Source organism: Paenibacillus sp. IHBB 10380 (assembly GCF_000949425.1).
In the GTDB taxonomy this organism is placed as follows: Bacteria; Bacillota; Bacilli; order Paenibacillales; family Paenibacillaceae; genus Paenibacillus_AQ.
Map to the genome: position 1 here is coordinate 3,500,921 of NZ_CP010976.1, position 19,216 is coordinate 3,520,136.

Consider the following 19,216-nt stretch of genomic DNA (forward strand, 5'->3'; position numbering starts at 1 on the left):
TCACTAAACGACTTCCACTCCTATCAGTCCACATAGACTACTCATTTCAAGCTCTTCAAATTTAGATGTTATGAGAAATTGATCAAGTTCTAGCATACAACCATCCAGTTGGCATTCGATAGGAACGTTACAATGAATCTCGGCAAGTCTACGCGACAAATGTAACATTTCCAGATCATTCTCAATCTTAGTTCGCACACTAGCTGATAACTGATTAAGATTCTCTAGAACGCTCTCTACGGACCCATACTCTTGAATTAGCTTCATCGCCGTCTTCTCACCTATCCCACGTACGCCTGGGTAATTGTCACTAGCATCACCCATCAATGCCTTAACATCAATAATTTGACGAGGAAGTAATTGCTTCTCTTCGTACAAAGATTCGGGTGTATATACTTTGTAATTTCCATGCCCTTTTTTCATAATAATCACACTCGTTTGCGGGCTCACAAGCTGCAATAAATCATGATCCCCCGTTAAGATTGTCACGTTCATATCTTCGCTATAATGTGATGCTAATGTACCTATACAATCATCTGCTTCAAAACCTTGGTAACTAATATTTGGAATACCGAAACTATCCACCACTTCACGAATCAAGGCGAACTGAGGCACAAGATCATCAGGCGCTTCCGATCGATTCCCTTTATAAGCTGCAAATTCCTCGGCACGGAAAGTCCCACCACCAAGATCCCAGCAGCAAACGACATGACTCGGATTAAAAGTCTGTACAGCATCCCAAAAATAACGAACGAAGCCATAGACGGCATTCGTAGGAATTCCAGCCTTAGTCCGGCGGATATAACCGCTAGTAGCTGTTGCAAAATAAGCTCGAAATAATATGGCCATTCCATCGACCAGCATAATAGATTGTTGATTATTGCGTGTCACTCTTTACCGCTCCTTGTATCCTGTAATTCACCTACAATTAAAGTGATTCAACTAGTATATCATAACTATCAAACCCTTGGGGTGTTTAAACATCACCCCACAAATTGTCATATTGATCTTCTTTAAATCCAACTGTAACCTGACTCCCATCTGTCACGATCGGGCGCTTAATAAGCATGCCATTCGAAGAAAGGAGTTCGATCTGTTCATCCGTACTAAGTTCTGCAAGTTTATCTTTTAGACCCATTTGTTTATAGACCTCTCCACTTACATTGAAAAATTTTTTGAGTTCTAAACCACTATTGGGGATAAGTTGCTTCAGCTCTGACACCGTAGGTGGTTCCTCGACGATATGTCGTAGTTCAAGTTCATGTGCATGAGCTTGTAACCATTTCACAGCATTTCGACATGTGCTGCATTTAGGATATTGATACACTGTTAATTTCGCCATATTGTATTATTCCTCCCGTCAAATTCATATTGATCATCACACCGAACCAAGCAATTTATGAAGAAGTTGCTGCATATCTAGCGGTAGAGGAGCCTTAAAGGTCATAAATTGATGCAATATAGGATGAAAAAATGATAATTCATTTGCATGTAAGGCTTGACGCCCCATATATTGATCAAGCTCCCTTACCTCGGTCTCGGTCTGGGTCTCTGTCTTCTCTTCCTGATCTTTCTTTTCACTATAATAAGGGTGTTGATAGAATGTATCTCCGATAAGCGGACAACCTATAGATGTCATATGAACACGAATCTGATGCGTCCGACCACTTTCTAGTTTCAATGTTACCATGGACGCATTCTTATATTTTTCAAGAAGTCTATAACGCGTCAAAGAAGCATACCCCGTTTCCGTCACGATTCTACGATGAGGATCTTCAGGATCTCTATCAATCGGACCGTCAATGATCCCCTCCGAAGGATGAGGCGTACCATGAACTAGCGCAATATAGTTTTTGTCTACTTTATTATCTGCCATTTGCTCAGAAATATGTTGGTGTACATATGGATTCTTAGCAATGACGATAACGCCAGAAGTGTCCTGATCCAGCCTATGTACGGGTCGAAACCGAAACCGTTGTCCTTGTTCAAGCCAATAATGGACCACACCATTAGCAAGCGTATTTGTATAGTGACCCTTTGTAGGATGAACGATCACTCCTGCTTCCTTGTTCACTACTAGCAAATGCTCATCCTCAAACAATATATCAAAAGGAATGGGCTGTGGTAAAATATCATCCGAGGATTCCTGCTCCATTCGGATCTCCACCACATCTCCACTCCTAACTGAAACACTAATATAGACTCTTTCACCATTCAAGTGAATACCTTCTTCGCTCTGTTTCAAACGAGATAGCAATTTACGAGATACACCTAACCTTCGCTGCAATATATCCTTGAGCTTCCATCCCTCTTCTTCTGTGGGAATCACATATGTTATTGGATTATAGTATTGTGATTGTGTCATTTGCCTGATCGAAATACCTTTTTACTACGTACATACTCAATATCAGCCACCCCACTACGCACATTCACCGTTCTAGCTATGACGAAGAAGTAGTCAGATAGACGATTCAGATATTTACGTACTGCAGGATTGATTTCCTTACCCTTTCCTAATGTAACGGTCCTGCGTTCTGCGCGGCGACACACCGTCCGACATACGTGAAGTGTAGACGCGAGCAAAGTTCCTCCGGGTAGAATGAAACGTTCCAGTTGTGGATTCTCTTGTTCACAAGTGTCGAGCCAAAGCTCAAGCCGCTCAGACATCGATTCAGATACTTTGTACTTACTCTCGCTGAGATTCACAAAGGCCAAGTCTGAACCGCAATCGAATAGCTCCTGTTGAATCTCTAGCAGTTGCTCCTTCAGATCAGTAAATTGCTCATCGTCAACCATTAAACTAATCGCTTGTCCAACAAAACTATTTAATTCATCGATTGTTCCATAAGCCTCTACCTGATTATCGTCTTTGGTCACCCTAGCCCCGATTACTGATGTTTCTCCTTCATCACCCGATCGTGTGTAAACTTTCATCTGTATCCCTCCAAAATTGTTTAATATGCATAAATAATGGTTATCATTCTGAGTTTTATTCAGTCAACGCTTTCAATACTTTAACAGCATTCTCTTTAGAATCGGCAGAAGGTACAATCGTAGCGTACAATTCCTCACCGGTGTATTGTAAATCTTGAAAGGCTTTCATCTGAGAAACTGGAATACCATATAGATGCTTCTCTAGCTTGATATTATTCTCAGCATCCAAGGAGCCACCCTCAAATACACCATCTGAATACATTTCTGTATCGAAATACGAATCAAGGGCAATATTTGTCCCCTCTTTACCATATCTCTTCATTTCATTCTCTGGCAAAATGATAATGTCATTCTCACCAGCCGCATACTCCACCATTAACTTCTGCTGAACGAACATCGGAGCGGCTACGATTTGAACCGTAAGCTCCTCCCCTAACTTCTCCTGTAATCTCTGTTCTAGCTCCTCGCTGATCAGAGAAGGGTTAGCTTTATCGTCTGTAATAAAAATCGTTACATCGGCCTTATCCTGTCCACATGCAGTTAGCATGATTAATGCCGACAAAATAACAATGAGCCTACCTATAATTTTCAACGTCTGCTCCCCCTTATAACTAGTTACTCTAATATATCATATCTGCAATAGATATAAAAAGAAGACCCGACATCATCGGATCTTCTTTAATGACACTATTTTTTGGCGCCACATATTCTCATATATTCATTAATTTTTTGGTCTAGCATTATACTGATTTCAATAACAATATCGGAAGTAAATGACTTCTCCTGAGTAAATGTTTGTTCCATTTTACTACGAAGAACTTGGATCTCATCTTCCAGCACATTGTCCCTTAGAGAAGAATCAGTTGCATGCGTTGACCATTTATTACGATTTCCTTCGGCAGCATAACTTCCGAGATATGTGGGTAGATCATAATCAGTACACAACATAAGAGCCCCCCTAGATAGTCTAATTATGCTCACAGAGGAAAATTATAACATAATATCAAATAAATTAAAGAGAAATATTTATGAACTCAAAAATTACATTATTCACTCTTTTTTTAATTGATCCACAAATCGGCCAATTCGATCCAGCGCTTCATTCAATTGAGTAACTGAAGTTGCATATGAACATCGGAGAAATCCATCTCCACCTAGACCAAATACATTGCCAGGTACAGCAGCCACTTTCGCTTCTACAAGTAACCTTTGTGCGAAATCATCTGAAGATAATCCTGTACTCTCAATACTAGGAAAAGCATAGAAGGCACCTTGAGGTTCATGACAATCTAGGCCTATATCACGGAAACCTTGAACAATTAGACGTCTTCTTTGATTGTAAGAATCAACCATACGATCTTTTTCTTCAAGACCATTAGTTAACGCCTCCAAAGCAGCTACTTGACCCATCACTGGAGCGCACATTACAGTATATTGGTGAATTTTGAGCATCGCTGCAATAATATCCTTATGACCACAAGCATAGCCCATTCTCCAACCTGTCATGGCAAATGCCTTCGAGAAACCACTTACTAAGATCGTTCTGTCGATCATTCCTGGAATAGATGCAAAACTAACATGCTTTTCGTTATACGTAAGTTCTGCATAGATTTCATCTGAAATGACGATCAAGTCATGCTTCTCTACCACTTTAGCTATTGGAAGCCAATCCTCATATGTCATAATGGCACCCGTAGGATTACTTGGATAGCTTAGAATCAGTACCTTAGACTTAGATGTAATCCTCGCCTCCAGCGCTTCAGCAGTCAGCTTAAAGCCATTCTCAGCATTCGTCTCAATTCCTACCGGAACGCCTCCTCCAATTGAAGTAATTGGAGAATACGATACATAGCAAGGTTCCGGTATGAGAATTTCATCGCCAGGAACAATGAGTGCTCGAAGGGCTAGATCTATCGCTTCACTGCCCCCAACTGTCACTAAAATTTGCTGCTGCGGTTCGTAAGATACACGAAAACTGTCATACAGATATTTCCCAATAGCTTCACGTAACTCTGGCATACCTGCATTAGAAGTATATCTTGTATATCCACGTTCTAATGAGTAAACACAAGCCTCACGAACATGCCATGGAGTAATAAAGTCTGGCTCTCCTACTCCTAGCGTAATAATGTCTTTGCTAGCAGATACAAGATCAAAAAATTTACGAATACCCGAAGGAGCAATATCCCTAACGAGCGGCGCTAAATATGATTCCATGGATTTGTTATTTTCTTTTGCAAGATCTTCATTTAAGATCATGACACTCACATCTTCCTTCACGGTGAAATCATGAGGCGGTTATCTTCTTCATGTTCGTCTAAGATAATACCATCTTGTTTGTATTTTTTTAGAATAAAGTTGGTTTTGGTGGATAGTACAGAATCAATCGTCGATAACTTCTCAGAAACAAAATTCGCTACATCTCTTAAATTACGCCCTTCTACTTCAACAAGTAAGTCATAAGCGCCCGACATCAAGTATACCGATTTAACCTGAGGAAACAAATAAATACGTTCAGAAATCCCTTCGAATCCACGTCCCCGCTCTGGCGTAATCTGCACTTCAATTAGCGCAGTAACCTTCTCATCTTCTATTTTACTCCAGTTAACAACTGCGGCGTACTTCACAATGACATGATCACTCTCAAGCTCGGCTATTGTCGTCTTGACCTCATCTTCACTTACACCAAGAAGTGTAGACAGTAAAGCAGGGGATCTTCTCGCATCCTCTTTCAAAAGCTCTAACAGCTTCAACTTTAGATCGTTCAGTTCCTTCATAAGTCATCCTCCAGCACTTGCCTCCCACAGGTATTCTTATTCATAATTTCATATTCATGAATGCCTGCGGAAAGAGATTAATACTTATATTACAATAATTAAGAGTTTGTGCATAGAAAAACCATTCCTCTTTTTTATAACTCAAGGAATGGTCCACTAAACATACTTGATAATCTCAAGAAAAAGCTACATGTAATTAGAATTCTGAGAATTAGGTTGTTGCTGAGCCATAGGTTGAAATTGTCCCACTCCGTCTAACGTCTGCTGAACGAATTGGCGAGATTGCTGTTGTGTTTTTTGAGATTGCTGTATCTGCTTGTCAAGTTCTTCACGCAACGCTTTACTAGGGACTACATACTGATTCTGTTGTTGCATTAATTGAAACACTTCTCCCTGTAGCCGTAGTGTATCATTCGTAAGGTGGGTGAACATTTGACGTACCGTGGGACAGGCAGATTCGGTTGTAGCCGTTGTATATTCTCCTACTGTTCTTTTCAAATCGCATAGGATCGTATTTAGTAAATCTTGTTCGGGCAAAGATGCTGAGTTGCTCTGATTCATTATTTTATTTCCTCCTTTTGTTATTTATTTCATTATTGTTGCATATGTGTAGGTGCTACTTGTTGATGCTGCTGTAACGTTTGAACAAGCGTATCTAAATGATGTTCCATACTTTGAATATAGCTTCGGCAGGCCTGTTGAACATTCTGGTTCTGCGAATTAGCCGCTGTGACTGTACATTGTTTAATCAACATATCTTCATTGGAAATAGAATCCATAATATAATCCAATTCTTTATTTGTAAGTGGCTGCATTTGCGTAGACTGCATATTTTTATTTCCCTCCTGAGTAAATAATTTTGGACAAGGAATAGTATATCCAGAGCATATATTTCTATGTGAAAAATTCTCAGTTCGTAATTTATTATAGGGAGCGTTGAAGATGCATTTAAATATAGGATCTCTTGCTTGGTCCACAACCATGCAGGAACTCCCACAATATCCTGTTCTGGATCACGATATCACTTGTGATTGTCTTGTGATTGGTGGGGGAATAGCAGGCGCATTAGTCTCTTACTTACTCTCATTACAGCAAGTGAATACCGTTCTAGTGGATAAAAGAGATATTGGTAAAGGTACAACAGCTGCCAACGCTGGATTACTGCAATTTGCAAATGATAAATCGCTAACCTCCTTCATGCACTCATTCGGTGAAGAGGTAGGCGTATCGTACTATAAAATGTGCAGAGAAGCTCTTAATAAGTTACGCGCCATTCAAGATAAGCTCATATTCGAAACGCAGTTTATACCGCGTAGCAGTTTTTATTTTGCAAGTAGTGAAGAAGACATCACCATACTCAAGGAAGAATACATGAATCTTATGAAGCATGGCTTCGATGTAGAATATTGGAACGAACAGCGAATCGTCTCCTCCTTCCCCTTCTCTAAACATGCTGCGCTTTGCACCCATGGAGATGCGGAGGTGAACGCCATTCAATTGTGCCAAGCACTAGTAGCCAGCGCTCATAAGCAAGGTGTTCCAGTTTTCGTTAATTCAGAAATCAATTCATATGAATATAAACAAGACGGTGTCATATGTCACACCAACAATCACCAAATTTATGCTAAAAAGGTTGTGTTTGCGTTAGGATACGAGACACAGGAGTTCAAACCAGACGCTAATGCGTATTTAAATACCACTTATGCTATCGTAACTAATCCTGTCGTAGATTTGAGTGAATGGCACGAACGATGTCTCATATGGGAAACGGCTCGCCCTTATCTGTATATGAGAACAACTCCTGAAGGTAGAATTGTAGCTGGAGGACTGGATGAAGTCGTTATTGACCCTGAAGATCGAGAAGTAAGACTTATCCATCAGAGCCAAAAGTTGCTCCATGAAGTTAAATCACTATTTCCTAATTTCGGTCCACTTACCATTGACTATTCCTGGGCTTCCATCTTCGGATCAACTCATGATGGACTTCCAATGATTGGCCCACATCCACGATACCCTCACTGCTATTTTATAGAAGGTTATGGAGGTAATGGAACGATCACTAGTATGATTGCAGCGGATTTACTTGCTGATGTTATATCAGGTAACCCCCGACCAGAGATGGAACTGTTCTCCCTTACTAGAACGACTAAACCCTTGCCCAATCGATGACTATACTCGAAGATATACACAGCAGAGTACAAACAATAAACAGCCCTCACCAATGGTAAGGGCTAAATTTCAACTTTATTTATATCGCTAAGACTTAAAGCTTCTTAGCATTTAACCCTTCAATGAAACGTATACGATCTTCATTATTTAATGAGCTCTCAACATGGAAGCAACCGGAGCAAATATACATATTAATCGTAAAAGGTGCACTCAGTATAGGAGCTTGAAGTGCATTAAATACGAAAGGTTTATAGTCTGAATTCGTAACCTTCTGTTGACCTGCAAGTAACATGTATTCGTGACAGTGTGGACATTCAAGCACTTCCAACTGCTCGTCCAACACTTTAGCAACCGTCGCATCATAATCAATCAAGTCATGCGTCGTCTCATATTTATCTAGCGCACGGAAAGCTGCAATGCCCCCATTAATATCCTCATCCCAGTAATCCTCAGAATCTAGATCATCTTCTGGACTGTTCGGGACAAACTTCGGCTCTAGTTGTTGTTGCTCTTCATCCTCATCAAGTCCGATGTTAATCGTACGGTATTCATTTAATTCATTCTGACAATGAGGGCATTCCGCTTCGGGACCTATTTCTTCATCCCATACAATTTCAGTTTGACACCATGGACAAATATTGGTTTGCATAATTAAGCCTCCTAGACATTCATTAAATAAATGATTCCTGTTGCAAAAAAAACTATTGCAGCCACAAATAAAATACGTACCAAATTTTTCATTAGGTAATGCCCTCCTAGAAGTTCTCCTTAAGAGAACTCCTTCCTAAGATAAACTTAGTGTTCAAGTTAATAAATACAAGCTCCAATTAAGTAAGAAAGTGAAATAGAGATCATCATTGAGATTACCCCTACCGCCCGATTATCCTTCTTTATTTCTTCATCAATTGAAAAAACAGGCGTTAAAAACTCAAATAGAAAATAAGAAAGCAACAGTAATAAAAAACCTAAGAAGGTCCATTTCATCGAATCGTAAATCGAAACTTTAGCCTCGATACTGAATCTCAGCACATTACAGATTCCGAATATTTTACCGCCTGTTGCCATAGCTACAGATATATTTCCTCGTTTAATTTCATCCCAGCACTTGTATTTCGTAACCAATTCAAAACATGAGAGAAACACAATTAACGCCAATATTCCCACTGAAAAATAACCAATCAGTGTGCCAATAGGGTGTGCGAGCAATCGATCAATCGCATTAAACATGTATCACATAAACCTCCTTGTATCCAGTTCTGAATCTATCTATTTCAGTTCGGCTACGGTCACTCCGTTTCCACCTTCTCCGTAATTGCCCAATCGATAACTTTTTACATGTTTGTGCTTACGAAGATATTCCTGCATTCCCGTACGTAATATTCCAGTTCCCTTACCGTGAATAATGTAAACCAATGTTAAATTGCCAAGAAAAGCCTCATCGATGAAGCGATCTACTTCCATCAGTGCTTCTTCTAGATTAGACCCCCGTAAATCCAGCTCGGATCGAATATGTTCATCCCTCGTACGATTAAGAGTCGTCACGTTCCGCTGCTTTTGCTGCTGGTTCTCTGTTTTAGCAGAGCTCATCAATTCTAGATCGTCAAGACTTACCTTCATCTTCATAATTCCCATCTGAACAAGAGCTTCTTTGTTCCCTGCAAGTTCGACTACATGGCCTTTCTGGTTCAGACTATACACTCTAACCTCATCCCCTGCTTCAATAGCACGAGGAGCTTTCGTCTGCGTTTTACTGGGGCCCTTCTTCCGAGCCTTCGGCTCCGCTTCCTCAAGCTGTTTACGAATAGCAATCAACTTGTGTTCCTTGACCGCTGCTCCTTCTGCTTGAGCTAACTCTCGCAGTTCTGATATGATCTTCTCCGCTTCTGTACGTGCTTTATCAATAATCACCAAGGCGTCGAATTCCGCTTTCTCCAATAGCTTATCACGTTGCTGCTCCAGCTTCTCAAGCTCACGTTGGTGAAGCGTACGTAATTTCTCCATCTCTTGCCGTAGTTGCTCTGCATGCTCACGTTCATTCTCCGCACCTAAACGATTCTCTTCAAGCGAAGCAATCATATGCTCCACACGCATATCATCCTCTTTCACTTCACCTCGAGCATAATCCAGTATACTCTCTTGTAGCCCAAGACGTTCTGCAATGGCAAAAGCGTTACTTCTTCCTGGTACACCGATCAGTAAGCGATATGTTGGACTCAGCGTGTTTACATCAAACTCCATACTAGCATTAATAATACCTGAGCGTTCATACGCATACGCCTTCAACTCACTATAGTGCGTTGTGGCCACCATACGACATCCAGATCTATGAATATATTCTAGGATAGAGATCGCTAATGCTGAACCTTCTGCAGGGTCTGTACCTGCCCCTACCTCATCAAGAAGCACAAGACTTCGAGGAGTCATTTGCTTCAGAATACGTATAATATTAGTCATGTGACTTGAGAATGTACTCAAATTTTGTTCAATGCTCTGCTCATCACCAATATCTGCATAGATCGCATCGAACATACATAATTGACTACCTTCCTCTGCAGGAATGAATAATCCTGACATCGCCATTAGACTGAGTAGACCGATCGTCTTGAGTGTAACGGTCTTTCCTCCTGTATTCGGTCCCGTCACAATGATCGAGGTGTGCTCACTACCTAACTCAACATCAATCGGAACGACTTGTTCTAGCGGAATTAAGGGGTGTCTCCCTTTCTTCAACTTGAGGTAGCCCTCATTGTTCATCTTCGGCATTGAAGCTTTCATCACATGCGCCAATCGAGCCTTCGCAAATATGAAATCCAAGTCACCTACTAATCCAAGATCAATACCAAGCAACTCGGATTGATCCCCCACTAAAGCAGTTAGTTTCTGCAAAATAACTTCTATCTCTCGCTCTTCCTTCATACGTAATTCACGTAACTTGTTATTCATATTCATGATGGCTTCTGGCTCAATGAATAATGTCGCTCCAGAACCGGATTGATCATGAACGATACCTCCGAAATAAGAACGATGTTCCGCCTTTACCGGAATAACAAAATGATCACCACGAATCGTAACTAGTTGATCCTGTAACATCTTAGAGACTGTTGAAGAACGTATCATAGAATCTAGTTTCTCACGAATCCGCGCCTCTCCAGTTCTTAATTCACGGCGGATTTGCGCTAGTTCAGAACTCGCCGAGTCCATAACCTCCGAACTATCGTCAATACACGCTCTAATAGCATCCTCCATCGGCTTCTGTTCTGAAATTCCATCACTAAGCGTGTATAGAATTCTCACTTCCTGTTCATCGTGAACGCTTGCAACAAAACGCTTGATCCTTCTTGATCCATAAGTCATATTACTAACGAACAGAAGTTCATGCGGATTTAATGTGCCTCCAATACGAGCGCGCTTCAAAGCTTCAGTGATATCTGTAATACCAGCAAAGGAAGGTGTTCCCTTCAATCGATCTACCGTATAAGCTTCATCCGTCGCTTGTAACAATAGTTCAACAGACTCCAACTGAGTAACTGGTTTAAGATCCTCCACTGCCTGCTTTCCCATCGTTGTCTGGGTATAATCGGCACATTTATTTAAAATTTTACGATATTCCAATGTTTTGAAAATTTTATCGTCCAAGAATGTTCACTACTCCTTTCAATCATCAGTTTATTATAACGAAATTAGAACAAATTCGCCATTTACGAACCATCAATACATAACATTTGTAGAAATTGAATACACTAACTCTCGAATACCATAGTTCTAATGTCTAAAGGAGGTCATTTGCATGCATTTCTTAGGGCATGTCGTCCGATTTATTGTAGCTGCAATCGTATTGATGATTGTAGGATGGATCGTACCTCAATTCTCTGTTGGTGGATTCTGGAGCGCATTGATGTTGGCTCTGGTCATCGCCTTACTTAGTTGGGTAGTAGAAGGAATATTCGGCAAAAAGATTAACCCCTTCGGTCGGGGGATTGTCGGATTTATAATCAGTGCCTTGGTAATCTATATTGCTCAATTCGTTGTGAGTGGTATTAGCGTTACTATGCTCGGCGCTATACTCGCTGCACTGGTCATTGGGATTATCGATCTGTTCATTCCGGTCTCCACACCCTACGAAGCCGGTCGCAGCACACGTTAAAATGTACAGCTAGTTTATTTCAACACACACGACAAGCCCCTGTGTAATGACAGGGGCTTGTCTAATATTACCACTTTGCAGCTTTACTTGTCACACACATTCATCTGCTGTTACTACGCGATTCTTCCCCATACGCTTTGCTTCATAAAGTGCCTGATCTGCATTACGAAACAACTTCTCTTTACCATAACCTTGGTGGTATACACATAATCCAATACTGACCGTTATAGGCTTGTTCTCCATATCAGGATGATTCAGTTGTTCAATTCCCTTACGAATATCTTCTGCCATCGTTACAGATTCAGTTGCTGTTTTCTCAGTAAATATAACAGCAAATTCTTCACCACCATAACGTGCTGCGAAATCATTGGGCATCATAAGAGACGCTAACTTATTCGCTGAATCTTCTAATACTAAATCCCCTATCCTATGACCATAGGTATCATTAACCTGTTTGAAATTATCAATATCAATCAGCGCAATAGAAAGAGACAGCTGATTGTTCTCACATTGTTCCAGTAGTACTTCTAAATATTCATGGAATGTTTTGTGATTATATAAACCTGTTAAAGCATCTATTTTTAATAACTTGTCAGAGATCGTCTTTTCAACCATCAGCTGTTGCTCCGATTTAATGACGTTCTCCAAATGTTCTCTGAATTCGTCTATACGAATAAGAATGGTCCTCACAATAATAATACACACGATAAATACACACTCAGTATATACAAACTCATAAATAGGCTTCTCATATATTGGAAGTTCAAGCAAGAAATAAATAACACCATATAACAGGATGCAAGAAACTGAATATCTAAATACTAATTTCCAGTCTAGGTATATCATAGAAACAAGCACAGGCAATAATAAGCCAAATTGCGAGATATGCATCATAGGTCCAATGAAATAAAAGAAATAGGATAATAAAAACCCACACATAACAATCTTCTGTTTATTAAAATTGGTTCCATAATAAAACCAAATTTCCATGGATATCATAAATAACAGCATAATCCCATTAAGAATAACACGCCAATTCAATGAGATATACAATCTGCTTAATTCGACAATGCCTAGTCCCTCAGGCATAATTATAATAAATTGTGCAACTAAAAGCATAACTAACATAATCCAATACGAATTTATTATTTTGCGGTGCCAAGCATTTTCTAGTATGACTTCCGTATGAATTCTCATCCCCTACTTTTATCCAGTATCATGTAATATCCATTATAACTGAATCTATATACCTGTAAATCATTTTGTTACTTCTCGTTCACTAATCCTTCAAATCAACGATATGCGATTGATCTCATAGTAAGGTATAATATTGCTATATTTGTCACATTATTAGTTTAATAGGAGGGAATTCATGAGAAAAACACTTGCAATTATTATATCATGCTTACTTATTCTAACTTTAGCAGCATGTGGAGGTAACAAAGACAACTCAGCTCCAGCAGATAGTGGACTAACGGAAACAGGAGTTGCTCCAAGCGAGGAGTTAGTCATCACGGCAACTAACTATACCTTCGATCAGAAGGAATACCATTTGAAGAAGGATGTACCTGTCAAAATCATTTTTGATAACGCTGAAGGAAACCATGGCGTACTTATACCAGGCTTAAATCTTCAACTTGATCAAAAAAAATCTTCAAAAGTTATTACACCAGATAAAGTCGGCAGATATGAAATAAGCTGCTCTATCTTCTGTGGTCCAGGCCATACAACGATGATTTCAGAAATCGTTGTCGAATAATATAAATCCCCTTATTATCATACCAAGGAATACATCCTTTTCTGAGATAATAAGGGGATTTTCCGTTTAGTTCTTATCCTGTTCAATCAATTCGATCCACTCGTTATATTCACTTTGCAATTTAGCATATTCCTCACGGAGAAGACGATGCTCTTCTTCAATCTGAGCCGCCTGTTCTACCTGCATTTCATGCTCTACTTGCAATAGACGGTACTGATTAGCTACTAGCTCGAATGATTCGCCTATCTCTCGTAGTTCTGTCGATACAGTCTCCTTCTCTCCTTGAAGCACTTCTACCTGTTGCTCTGAAGCCGCGATCTCTTGCTGCCAAATATCCAGCTCTTCTTGTAGCTTCAATTGCTCAACATTCCAGACGGATTGTTGCCTTGTTAGTTCTTCATTCTGATTTTTCCAGGTATGGAGATCTTGGTTAGATACCTGTAGTAATCCTTGCACCTCTTCATATTGTTTAGTGAGATCGACTAATTCGCTCTCAAACGATTGACATCTACGCTTAGCTTGCTCATGCAACTCTTTCTGAACAGTGAGTTCATCATGAAGTGATTTCATTCCCGCTTCAAGGGTCTCATTCTGCTCGGTACTTTCTAGAATCCTTGATTCTAGTTCAGCAATCTCTTCGCTTCGTTTGTCTGCAAGCATCTTCCACGATGTTAATTCAGCCGTTAATTTGTGTACCTCACCTTCCAATTTACGGGAAGAGTCACTATACTCACCAACCGTCTTCTCTAAAGATTGACGTTTACTTTCAGACTTTGTTAAATCATTCTTTATTTGATTCAATTCTGTTTCCAGCTTCGTAACTTTACTTAATAGGGACTGTTGTTCAGTCTTCGAAGCCTGTTCACGATGTACAACCTGCTTATGCTGTTCGGTCAATTGAGTATGTGCCTCTTGACTCTTCTTTAAATCCTGCTCCATATTGCGAAGCTTCACCTGTTGCTGCGAATGATTACTTCGTAATTCAACCATTTGCTTGTCCAAATTCTGAATATTCTGTTTGTGCTTCTGCTCCTGACTCGCCTGACTCTGCACTAACTGATCTTTCTTAAGACTCTCCTCTTTAAGAAGAGACTTATGCTGTTCAAGCTGCTGCATTAGGTCAGCCTTATCCTGTTCAAGTTGCTGTAGAAGTTCATCCTTAGCCTGTTCCAGCTGAGCATAAACTCCCCCTTGTTCCTTGAGCTTACTCTCATATTCTTCCTGCTGCTTCACGAGCCGTTCCTGTTGTTCCACGCGTGTTGCCTGAAGCTGAGAGATCTCAACCCTTAATTCACTCCGCTCACCCGTCAATAATTTCACTTCTTGACGGACTTCCTGCGTTTGAATAGCCTCCTCAGCCATGTGAACAGCTGCTAGCACTGCAATTTTAGGTGTATCTAACCGCGAATGATTCTTCGATATGCTGTTCATCCTTTCATCCACGTAACTAGCAATTTTTTTCATATAATCTGAACTACTTCCAACCAGTTTATAAGAAGTCCCGTAGATTTCCACGGTGACACGTGTACGATCAGGTATATTCACTGTTTCGCCCTCCTTCTCATGGGTGTTTATTCTCGCTGTCCATTTATCATGAATAAGTTCTTATATCCTATATTTACTAGGAAAAAAAGTCACACCGAATCTCTATTTCTATGGATTCGATGTGACTTCGTTTAATTCCTGCTATTTTCTTAATTCAGCTGCAAAAGTTTGTTCAAGAGCTGTAACAACATGACCATGCAACGTAGTCACTTCCTCATCTGTCAACGTACGCTCCTGATGACGATATACAAGTGAAATCGCTACGCTCTTCTTGTTATCGCCAAGTTTACTGCCTGTGTACACATCGAATACTTGCACAGTCTGCAGCAAATCACCTGCGGTTTCACGGATCAACGCTAGAAGAGCACCCGCTTCTACCTGCGAGTCTACAACTACGGCGATATCACGCACAACAGATGGATAGCGAGGCAATTCACGATATCTTACATCATAATGAGTATAGTCATAAAGAGGTTGAAGCAATATTTCTGCCACGTAGACATCTTCCAGACCTCGATCAAGCTGAAGCTGAGGATGAACTTGACCTAGAGTCCCTAATAATACCTTACTCCCCCCATTGTTCTCCAAATAGATGGAAGCTGATCGACCTGGATGATAGCCCTCAGGCTTATTAGCAACATAAGATATGGACTGTTGAAGACCCAGATGCTCAACCAATGTTTCTAGCGCACCCTTAAGATCAAAGAAGTCTACCTTCACCGGATTTACATTCCATTGCTTCTGCCCAAGGTTCCCACTAAGAAGAAATGCAAGTACGGGTATTTCCTTCGGTTGCGTCGTTATTCGTTCTTCCTCAGAGAAAAATACATGACCCATCTCAAATAATGCCAAATCCGATTGTTTGCGGTTGACGTTATATGCCATAGCATCAAGTAATTGAGGGATAATACTCGTACGAAGAACACTACGTTCCTCACTCATAGGCATAGATAATCTAACAGGTCTACTTCCCTCGGTTAACGCGGGGAATACAGCCGCCTGATCAGGGTGAGTAAAAGAGTAACTCATTAACTCCTGCCATCCTCCATGCGTTAGTAATCTACGTAAATCACGTCTTAAAGCTTGTGGCTTCGTATATGCACCAGGCGTTGTTGGTCCTTGAATAGGTGTAGTAGGAATATTGTCATACCCATATAAACGAGCGATCTCTTCTATAATGTCAACGTCACTTCTAATATCGCCACGCCGTGTAGGCACTAGAACTTCGACCAAGCCATGTGCTGTATCCGCACAATCGAAATGGAGGCGAGTCAAAATCGTTTTCACTTCCAACAGTGACAATTCCGTACCCAATACCCGATTCAATTTATCCAGTGTGATCGAAATACTAAGCTCTTGCGTAGGGGTAACTGTGGTTTCAACTACACCTTGATGTACCGAACCGCCGGCATGAACAGCGATTAAATAAGCCGCTCTGTTCAATGCAGAAATAACTACACCCGGATCGACTTCTTTCTCAAAACGTAGGCTCGCTTCAGAACGAAGACCTAATTGACGCGAAGTTTTACGTACTGTACCTCCATCGAATTTAGCCGATTCTAACAGTATATTTACTGTCTTCTCCGTAACTTCAGAATTAGCTCCACCCATGACACCGGCAAGCGCTACTGGCTTCACACCATCTGTAATCAATAGCATGTGAGGCTCAAGCTTCCGCTCTTGTCCGTCCAAAGTCGTTAACGTCTCTCCAGCTTGGGCTAAACGAACATCAATTGCCCCGTTCGCAAGTTTATCAGCATCAAAAGCATGAAGGGGTTGGCCATATTCAAGCATGACGTAATTCGTAATATCTACAATGTTATTAATTGGGCGTACGCCTGCGGCCATAAGCCGATTCTGCAGCCACTGTGGTGAAGTCTTAATGGTTACATTTGTAATATATCTAGCAGCATAGTGGCTACAATGATCAGGCGCACTAACGCTTACTGAGATATGATCTGCAGCTGCATCACTAACTTCCACAAGATCTTTCTCAGGCGTTGGCATCTTCACTTCGCGTCCTAGAATAGCTCCTACTTCGTAGGCAGCACCACGCATGCTAAGACAATCAGAGCGATTCGGTGTTAAATCGAATTCTAGTACATAATCATCTAGACCCAGCACCTGACTTATCGGGGTACCCACCTCTACAGATTCTGGAAGCACTAGAATTCCTTCTTGTTGTTCTTTCGGAAGCAACTTGTCATTGATACCTAATTCTTTAGCTGAACAGATCATACCGTGAGATGCTGCACCACGTAGCTTCGCCTTCTTGATCTCCATACCTCCAGGCATGACAGCTCCCACGAGGGCTACAGGAACCTTCTGACCCGCATCCACATTCTTAGCCCCACACACAATCTGTAAATCCTCGTTCTGTCCTGCATCTACGATACAAATATTTAACTTATCCGCATCAGGGTGTTTCTCCTTGCTCTTCACGTAACCGACAACTACCTTGTCTACGCCCTTATTGCGGTTCTCAATCTCATCGATTTCTATTCCCGCACGTGTAATCTGTTCAGCTAAATCCTCAGCCGTAACATTATCTAGCGCAACATATTCCTTTAACCATGCCGTTGATACCTTCATATCTATCTCCCTTCCTTCTTGTCGAAATTAGATCCGTGCGAATTGCTTTAAGAAACTCATATCACTATTGTAAAAATGACGAATATCGTCAATTCCATATTTCAAAATGGCAATTCGTTCAACACCCATGCCAAAGGCGAATCCACTATACTCTTCCGGATCATAACCACCCATTTCAAGCACCTTCGGGTGAACCATACCGCATCCTAGAATTTCAAGCCAGCCCGTATGCTTACACATCCGGCAACCACTTCCGCCACACTTCACACAGGTAACATCCACTTCAGCACTAGGCTCTGTGAATGGGAAGAAGCTAGGACGCAAACGAATTTGAGTGTTAGGACCGAACATTTCTTGCACGAACTGCTGCAATGTTCCTTTTAGATCACTCATACGAATGTTCTTATCAATAACAAGGCCCTCAATTTGATTGAACTGGAAAGAGTGAGTCGCATCATCATCATCACGACGATATACCTTACCAGGGCAAATGATTTTGACTGGAACCTCACCTTCCATCGCCTGCATTGTACGAATTTGTACTGGAGACGTCTGAGTGCGCATCAATAACTCCTCAGTAATATAGAACGTATCCTGCATATCACGAGCTGGGTGATCCTTAGGAAGATTTAATGCCTCAAAGTTATAATAATCCGTCTCCACTTCAGGTCCTTCAGCGATGCTATAACCCATGCCAATGAAGATTTCTTCCATATCCTGAATAACCTTATTGAGAGGATGGATAGCTCCTTGAGTCATTCTTCTACCTGGCAACGTAACATCCACTTGTTCAGCTTGAAGACGTTGTTCTGTTTCTGCCCGTTGAAAAGCGTTCTGCTTAACCTCAATGACTTCCTCAATCGCTGCGCGAACCTCATTGCCGACTTGCCCTAGAAGAGGTCTTTCTTCAGCACTTAAAGAGCCCATTCCTCGCAAAATCTCTGTTAATGCGCCCTTCTTACCCAAATATTTCACACGTAAATCGTTTAATGTTTGAGGATCTAACACATCCTGCAAATGGGCCAACGCCTCAATCTTTAATTCTTTTAACTTTTCTCTCATAGCCTTTCATGCCCCCTTGATTTCACTTCATTTCAATGAATAATGAACATTCATAACCCATTCCTGCTACAAATAAAAGCAAAGCATTATAACAAAAAAGGCCTCTCCTCCCCAAAAAAGGGACGAAAAGACCGTGGTACCACCCTTGTTAGAAATCATGCTCAGTAGAAGCAAAATAGCCTCTGGCTTCTGCCTATCCAAACATCATTTTCTCACTTTAAACGATTATAACGG

General features: G+C 40.9%; 20 protein-coding genes and 1 other annotated feature (1 of these 21 only partly in view). Of the genes, 3 read left to right on the top strand and 17 right to left on the bottom strand.

The genetic code is table 11. From position 1 onward, the window contains the following. Nucleotides 1–3: 3 nt before the first annotated feature. The 10 genes from UB51_RS15615 to UB51_RS15660 all read right to left on the bottom strand — a co-directional run bounded on the left by UB51_RS15615 (nt 4) and on the right by UB51_RS15660 (nt 6,541). Nucleotides 4–891 carry a 5'-3' exonuclease gene (locus UB51_RS15615; protein WP_082063157.1) on the bottom strand — a complete coding sequence of 296 codons (888 nt, stop codon included), beginning with the start codon at nt 889–891 and terminating at the stop codon, nt 4–6. 85 nt (nt 892–976) lie between these two features. Then, nucleotides 977–1,342 carry an arsenate reductase family protein gene (locus UB51_RS15620; RefSeq protein ID WP_044878098.1) on the bottom strand — a complete coding sequence of 122 codons (366 nt, stop codon included), beginning with the start codon at nt 1,340–1,342 and terminating at the stop codon, nt 977–979. 36 nt (nt 1,343–1,378) lie between these two features. Continuing rightward, a complete protein-coding gene (locus UB51_RS15625) occupies nt 1,379–2,365 on the bottom strand; it encodes an RluA family pseudouridine synthase (RefSeq protein ID WP_044878099.1) in 987 nt (328 codons plus the stop codon). Then, complete coding sequence (locus UB51_RS15630) at nt 2,362–2,934, bottom strand: cob(I)yrinic acid a,c-diamide adenosyltransferase (protein ID WP_044878100.1); 573 nt, start codon at nt 2,932–2,934, stop codon at nt 2,362–2,364. Before UB51_RS15630 ends, UB51_RS15625 begins: the two co-directional genes overlap by 4 nt. Before the next feature lie 55 nt (nt 2,935–2,989). Beyond that, complete coding sequence (locus UB51_RS15635; RefSeq protein WP_052675962.1) at nt 2,990–3,526, bottom strand: hypothetical protein; 537 nt, start codon at nt 3,524–3,526, stop codon at nt 2,990–2,992. A gap of 95 nt (nt 3,527–3,621) precedes the next feature. Continuing rightward, on the bottom strand, nt 3,622–3,882 hold the full coding sequence (locus tag UB51_RS15640; RefSeq protein WP_044878101.1) for an aspartyl-phosphate phosphatase Spo0E family protein: 261 nt from the start codon (nt 3,880–3,882) through the stop codon (nt 3,622–3,624). 102 nt (nt 3,883–3,984) lie between these two features. Beyond that, complete coding sequence (locus tag UB51_RS15645; RefSeq protein WP_044878102.1) at nt 3,985–5,193, bottom strand: aminotransferase class I/II-fold pyridoxal phosphate-dependent enzyme; 1,209 nt, start codon at nt 5,191–5,193, stop codon at nt 3,985–3,987. A gap of 17 nt (nt 5,194–5,210) precedes the next feature. Next, entirely contained in the window at nt 5,211–5,711 is a 501-nt protein-coding gene (locus UB51_RS15650; protein ID WP_044878103.1) for an Lrp/AsnC family transcriptional regulator, read from the bottom strand. A gap of 186 nt (nt 5,712–5,897) precedes the next feature. Continuing rightward, nucleotides 5,898–6,272, bottom strand: coding sequence for a spore coat protein (locus tag UB51_RS15655; RefSeq protein ID WP_445322331.1), 375 nt, complete (start codon nt 6,270–6,272; stop codon nt 5,898–5,900). A 32-nt stretch (nt 6,273–6,304) separates the two neighbouring features. Next, complete coding sequence (locus tag UB51_RS15660) at nt 6,305–6,541, bottom strand: hypothetical protein (RefSeq protein ID WP_044878105.1); 237 nt, start codon at nt 6,539–6,541, stop codon at nt 6,305–6,307. A 112-nt stretch (nt 6,542–6,653) separates the two neighbouring features. Here UB51_RS15660 and UB51_RS15665 point away from each other — a divergent pair, with 112 nt between their 5' ends. After that, complete coding sequence (locus UB51_RS15665; protein WP_044878106.1) at nt 6,654–7,880, top strand: NAD(P)/FAD-dependent oxidoreductase; 1,227 nt, start codon at nt 6,654–6,656, stop codon at nt 7,878–7,880. A gap of 94 nt (nt 7,881–7,974) precedes the next feature. Here UB51_RS15665 and UB51_RS15670 read toward each other — a convergent pair whose 3' ends face one another. The 3 genes from UB51_RS15670 to UB51_RS15680 form a co-directional block, all read right to left on the bottom strand. After that, nucleotides 7,975–8,529, bottom strand: coding sequence for a hypothetical protein (locus tag UB51_RS15670; protein ID WP_052675963.1), 555 nt, complete (start codon nt 8,527–8,529; stop codon nt 7,975–7,977). A gap of 158 nt (nt 8,530–8,687) precedes the next feature. Next, nucleotides 8,688–9,107 (bottom strand): DUF350 domain-containing protein, encoded by a 420-nt coding sequence (locus UB51_RS15675; protein WP_044878108.1) that lies wholly within the window; start codon nt 9,105–9,107, stop codon nt 8,688–8,690. A gap of 39 nt (nt 9,108–9,146) precedes the next feature. After that, nucleotides 9,147–11,516 (bottom strand): endonuclease MutS2, encoded by a 2,370-nt coding sequence (locus tag UB51_RS15680; RefSeq protein WP_044878109.1) that lies wholly within the window; start codon nt 11,514–11,516, stop codon nt 9,147–9,149. Between the two features lie 151 nt (nt 11,517–11,667). Between UB51_RS15680 and UB51_RS15685 the strand changes: the two genes are divergently transcribed. Further along, the gene (locus UB51_RS15685; protein WP_044878110.1) at nt 11,668–12,024 is read left to right on the top strand and encodes a phage holin family protein; all 357 of its coding nucleotides are present in this window, start codon (nt 11,668–11,670) and stop codon (nt 12,022–12,024) included. 90 nt (nt 12,025–12,114) lie between these two features. Here UB51_RS15685 and UB51_RS26535 read toward each other — a convergent pair whose 3' ends face one another. Next, a complete protein-coding gene (locus tag UB51_RS26535; RefSeq protein ID WP_052675964.1) occupies nt 12,115–13,221 on the bottom strand; it encodes a GGDEF domain-containing protein in 1,107 nt (368 codons plus the stop codon). Nucleotides 13,222–13,396: 175 nt separating this feature from the next. Between UB51_RS26535 and UB51_RS15695 the strand changes: the two genes are divergently transcribed. Beyond that, nucleotides 13,397–13,783, top strand: a complete 387-nt coding sequence (locus UB51_RS15695; RefSeq protein WP_044878111.1) for a cupredoxin domain-containing protein — start codon at nt 13,397–13,399, stop codon at nt 13,781–13,783. Nucleotides 13,784–13,849: 66 nt separating this feature from the next. Here UB51_RS15695 and zapA read toward each other — a convergent pair whose 3' ends face one another. From zapA to pheS, 3 genes are all read right to left on the bottom strand, one after another. Further along, nucleotides 13,850–15,328: a cell division protein ZapA gene (gene zapA / locus UB51_RS15700; protein ID WP_044878112.1), complete on the bottom strand. Its 1,479-nt coding sequence runs from the start codon at nt 15,326–15,328 to the stop codon at nt 13,850–13,852. A gap of 141 nt (nt 15,329–15,469) precedes the next feature. Further along, a complete protein-coding gene (pheT, locus tag UB51_RS15705; RefSeq protein WP_044878113.1) occupies nt 15,470–17,920 on the bottom strand; it encodes a phenylalanine--tRNA ligase subunit beta in 2,451 nt (816 codons plus the stop codon). Between the two features lie 27 nt (nt 17,921–17,947). Further along, entirely contained in the window at nt 17,948–18,982 is a 1,035-nt protein-coding gene (gene pheS, locus UB51_RS15710; protein WP_044878114.1) for a phenylalanine--tRNA ligase subunit alpha, read from the bottom strand. A gap of 115 nt (nt 18,983–19,097) precedes the next feature. Then, nucleotides 19,098–19,216: a binding site (T-box leader), on the bottom strand (it continues 180 nt past the right edge of the window).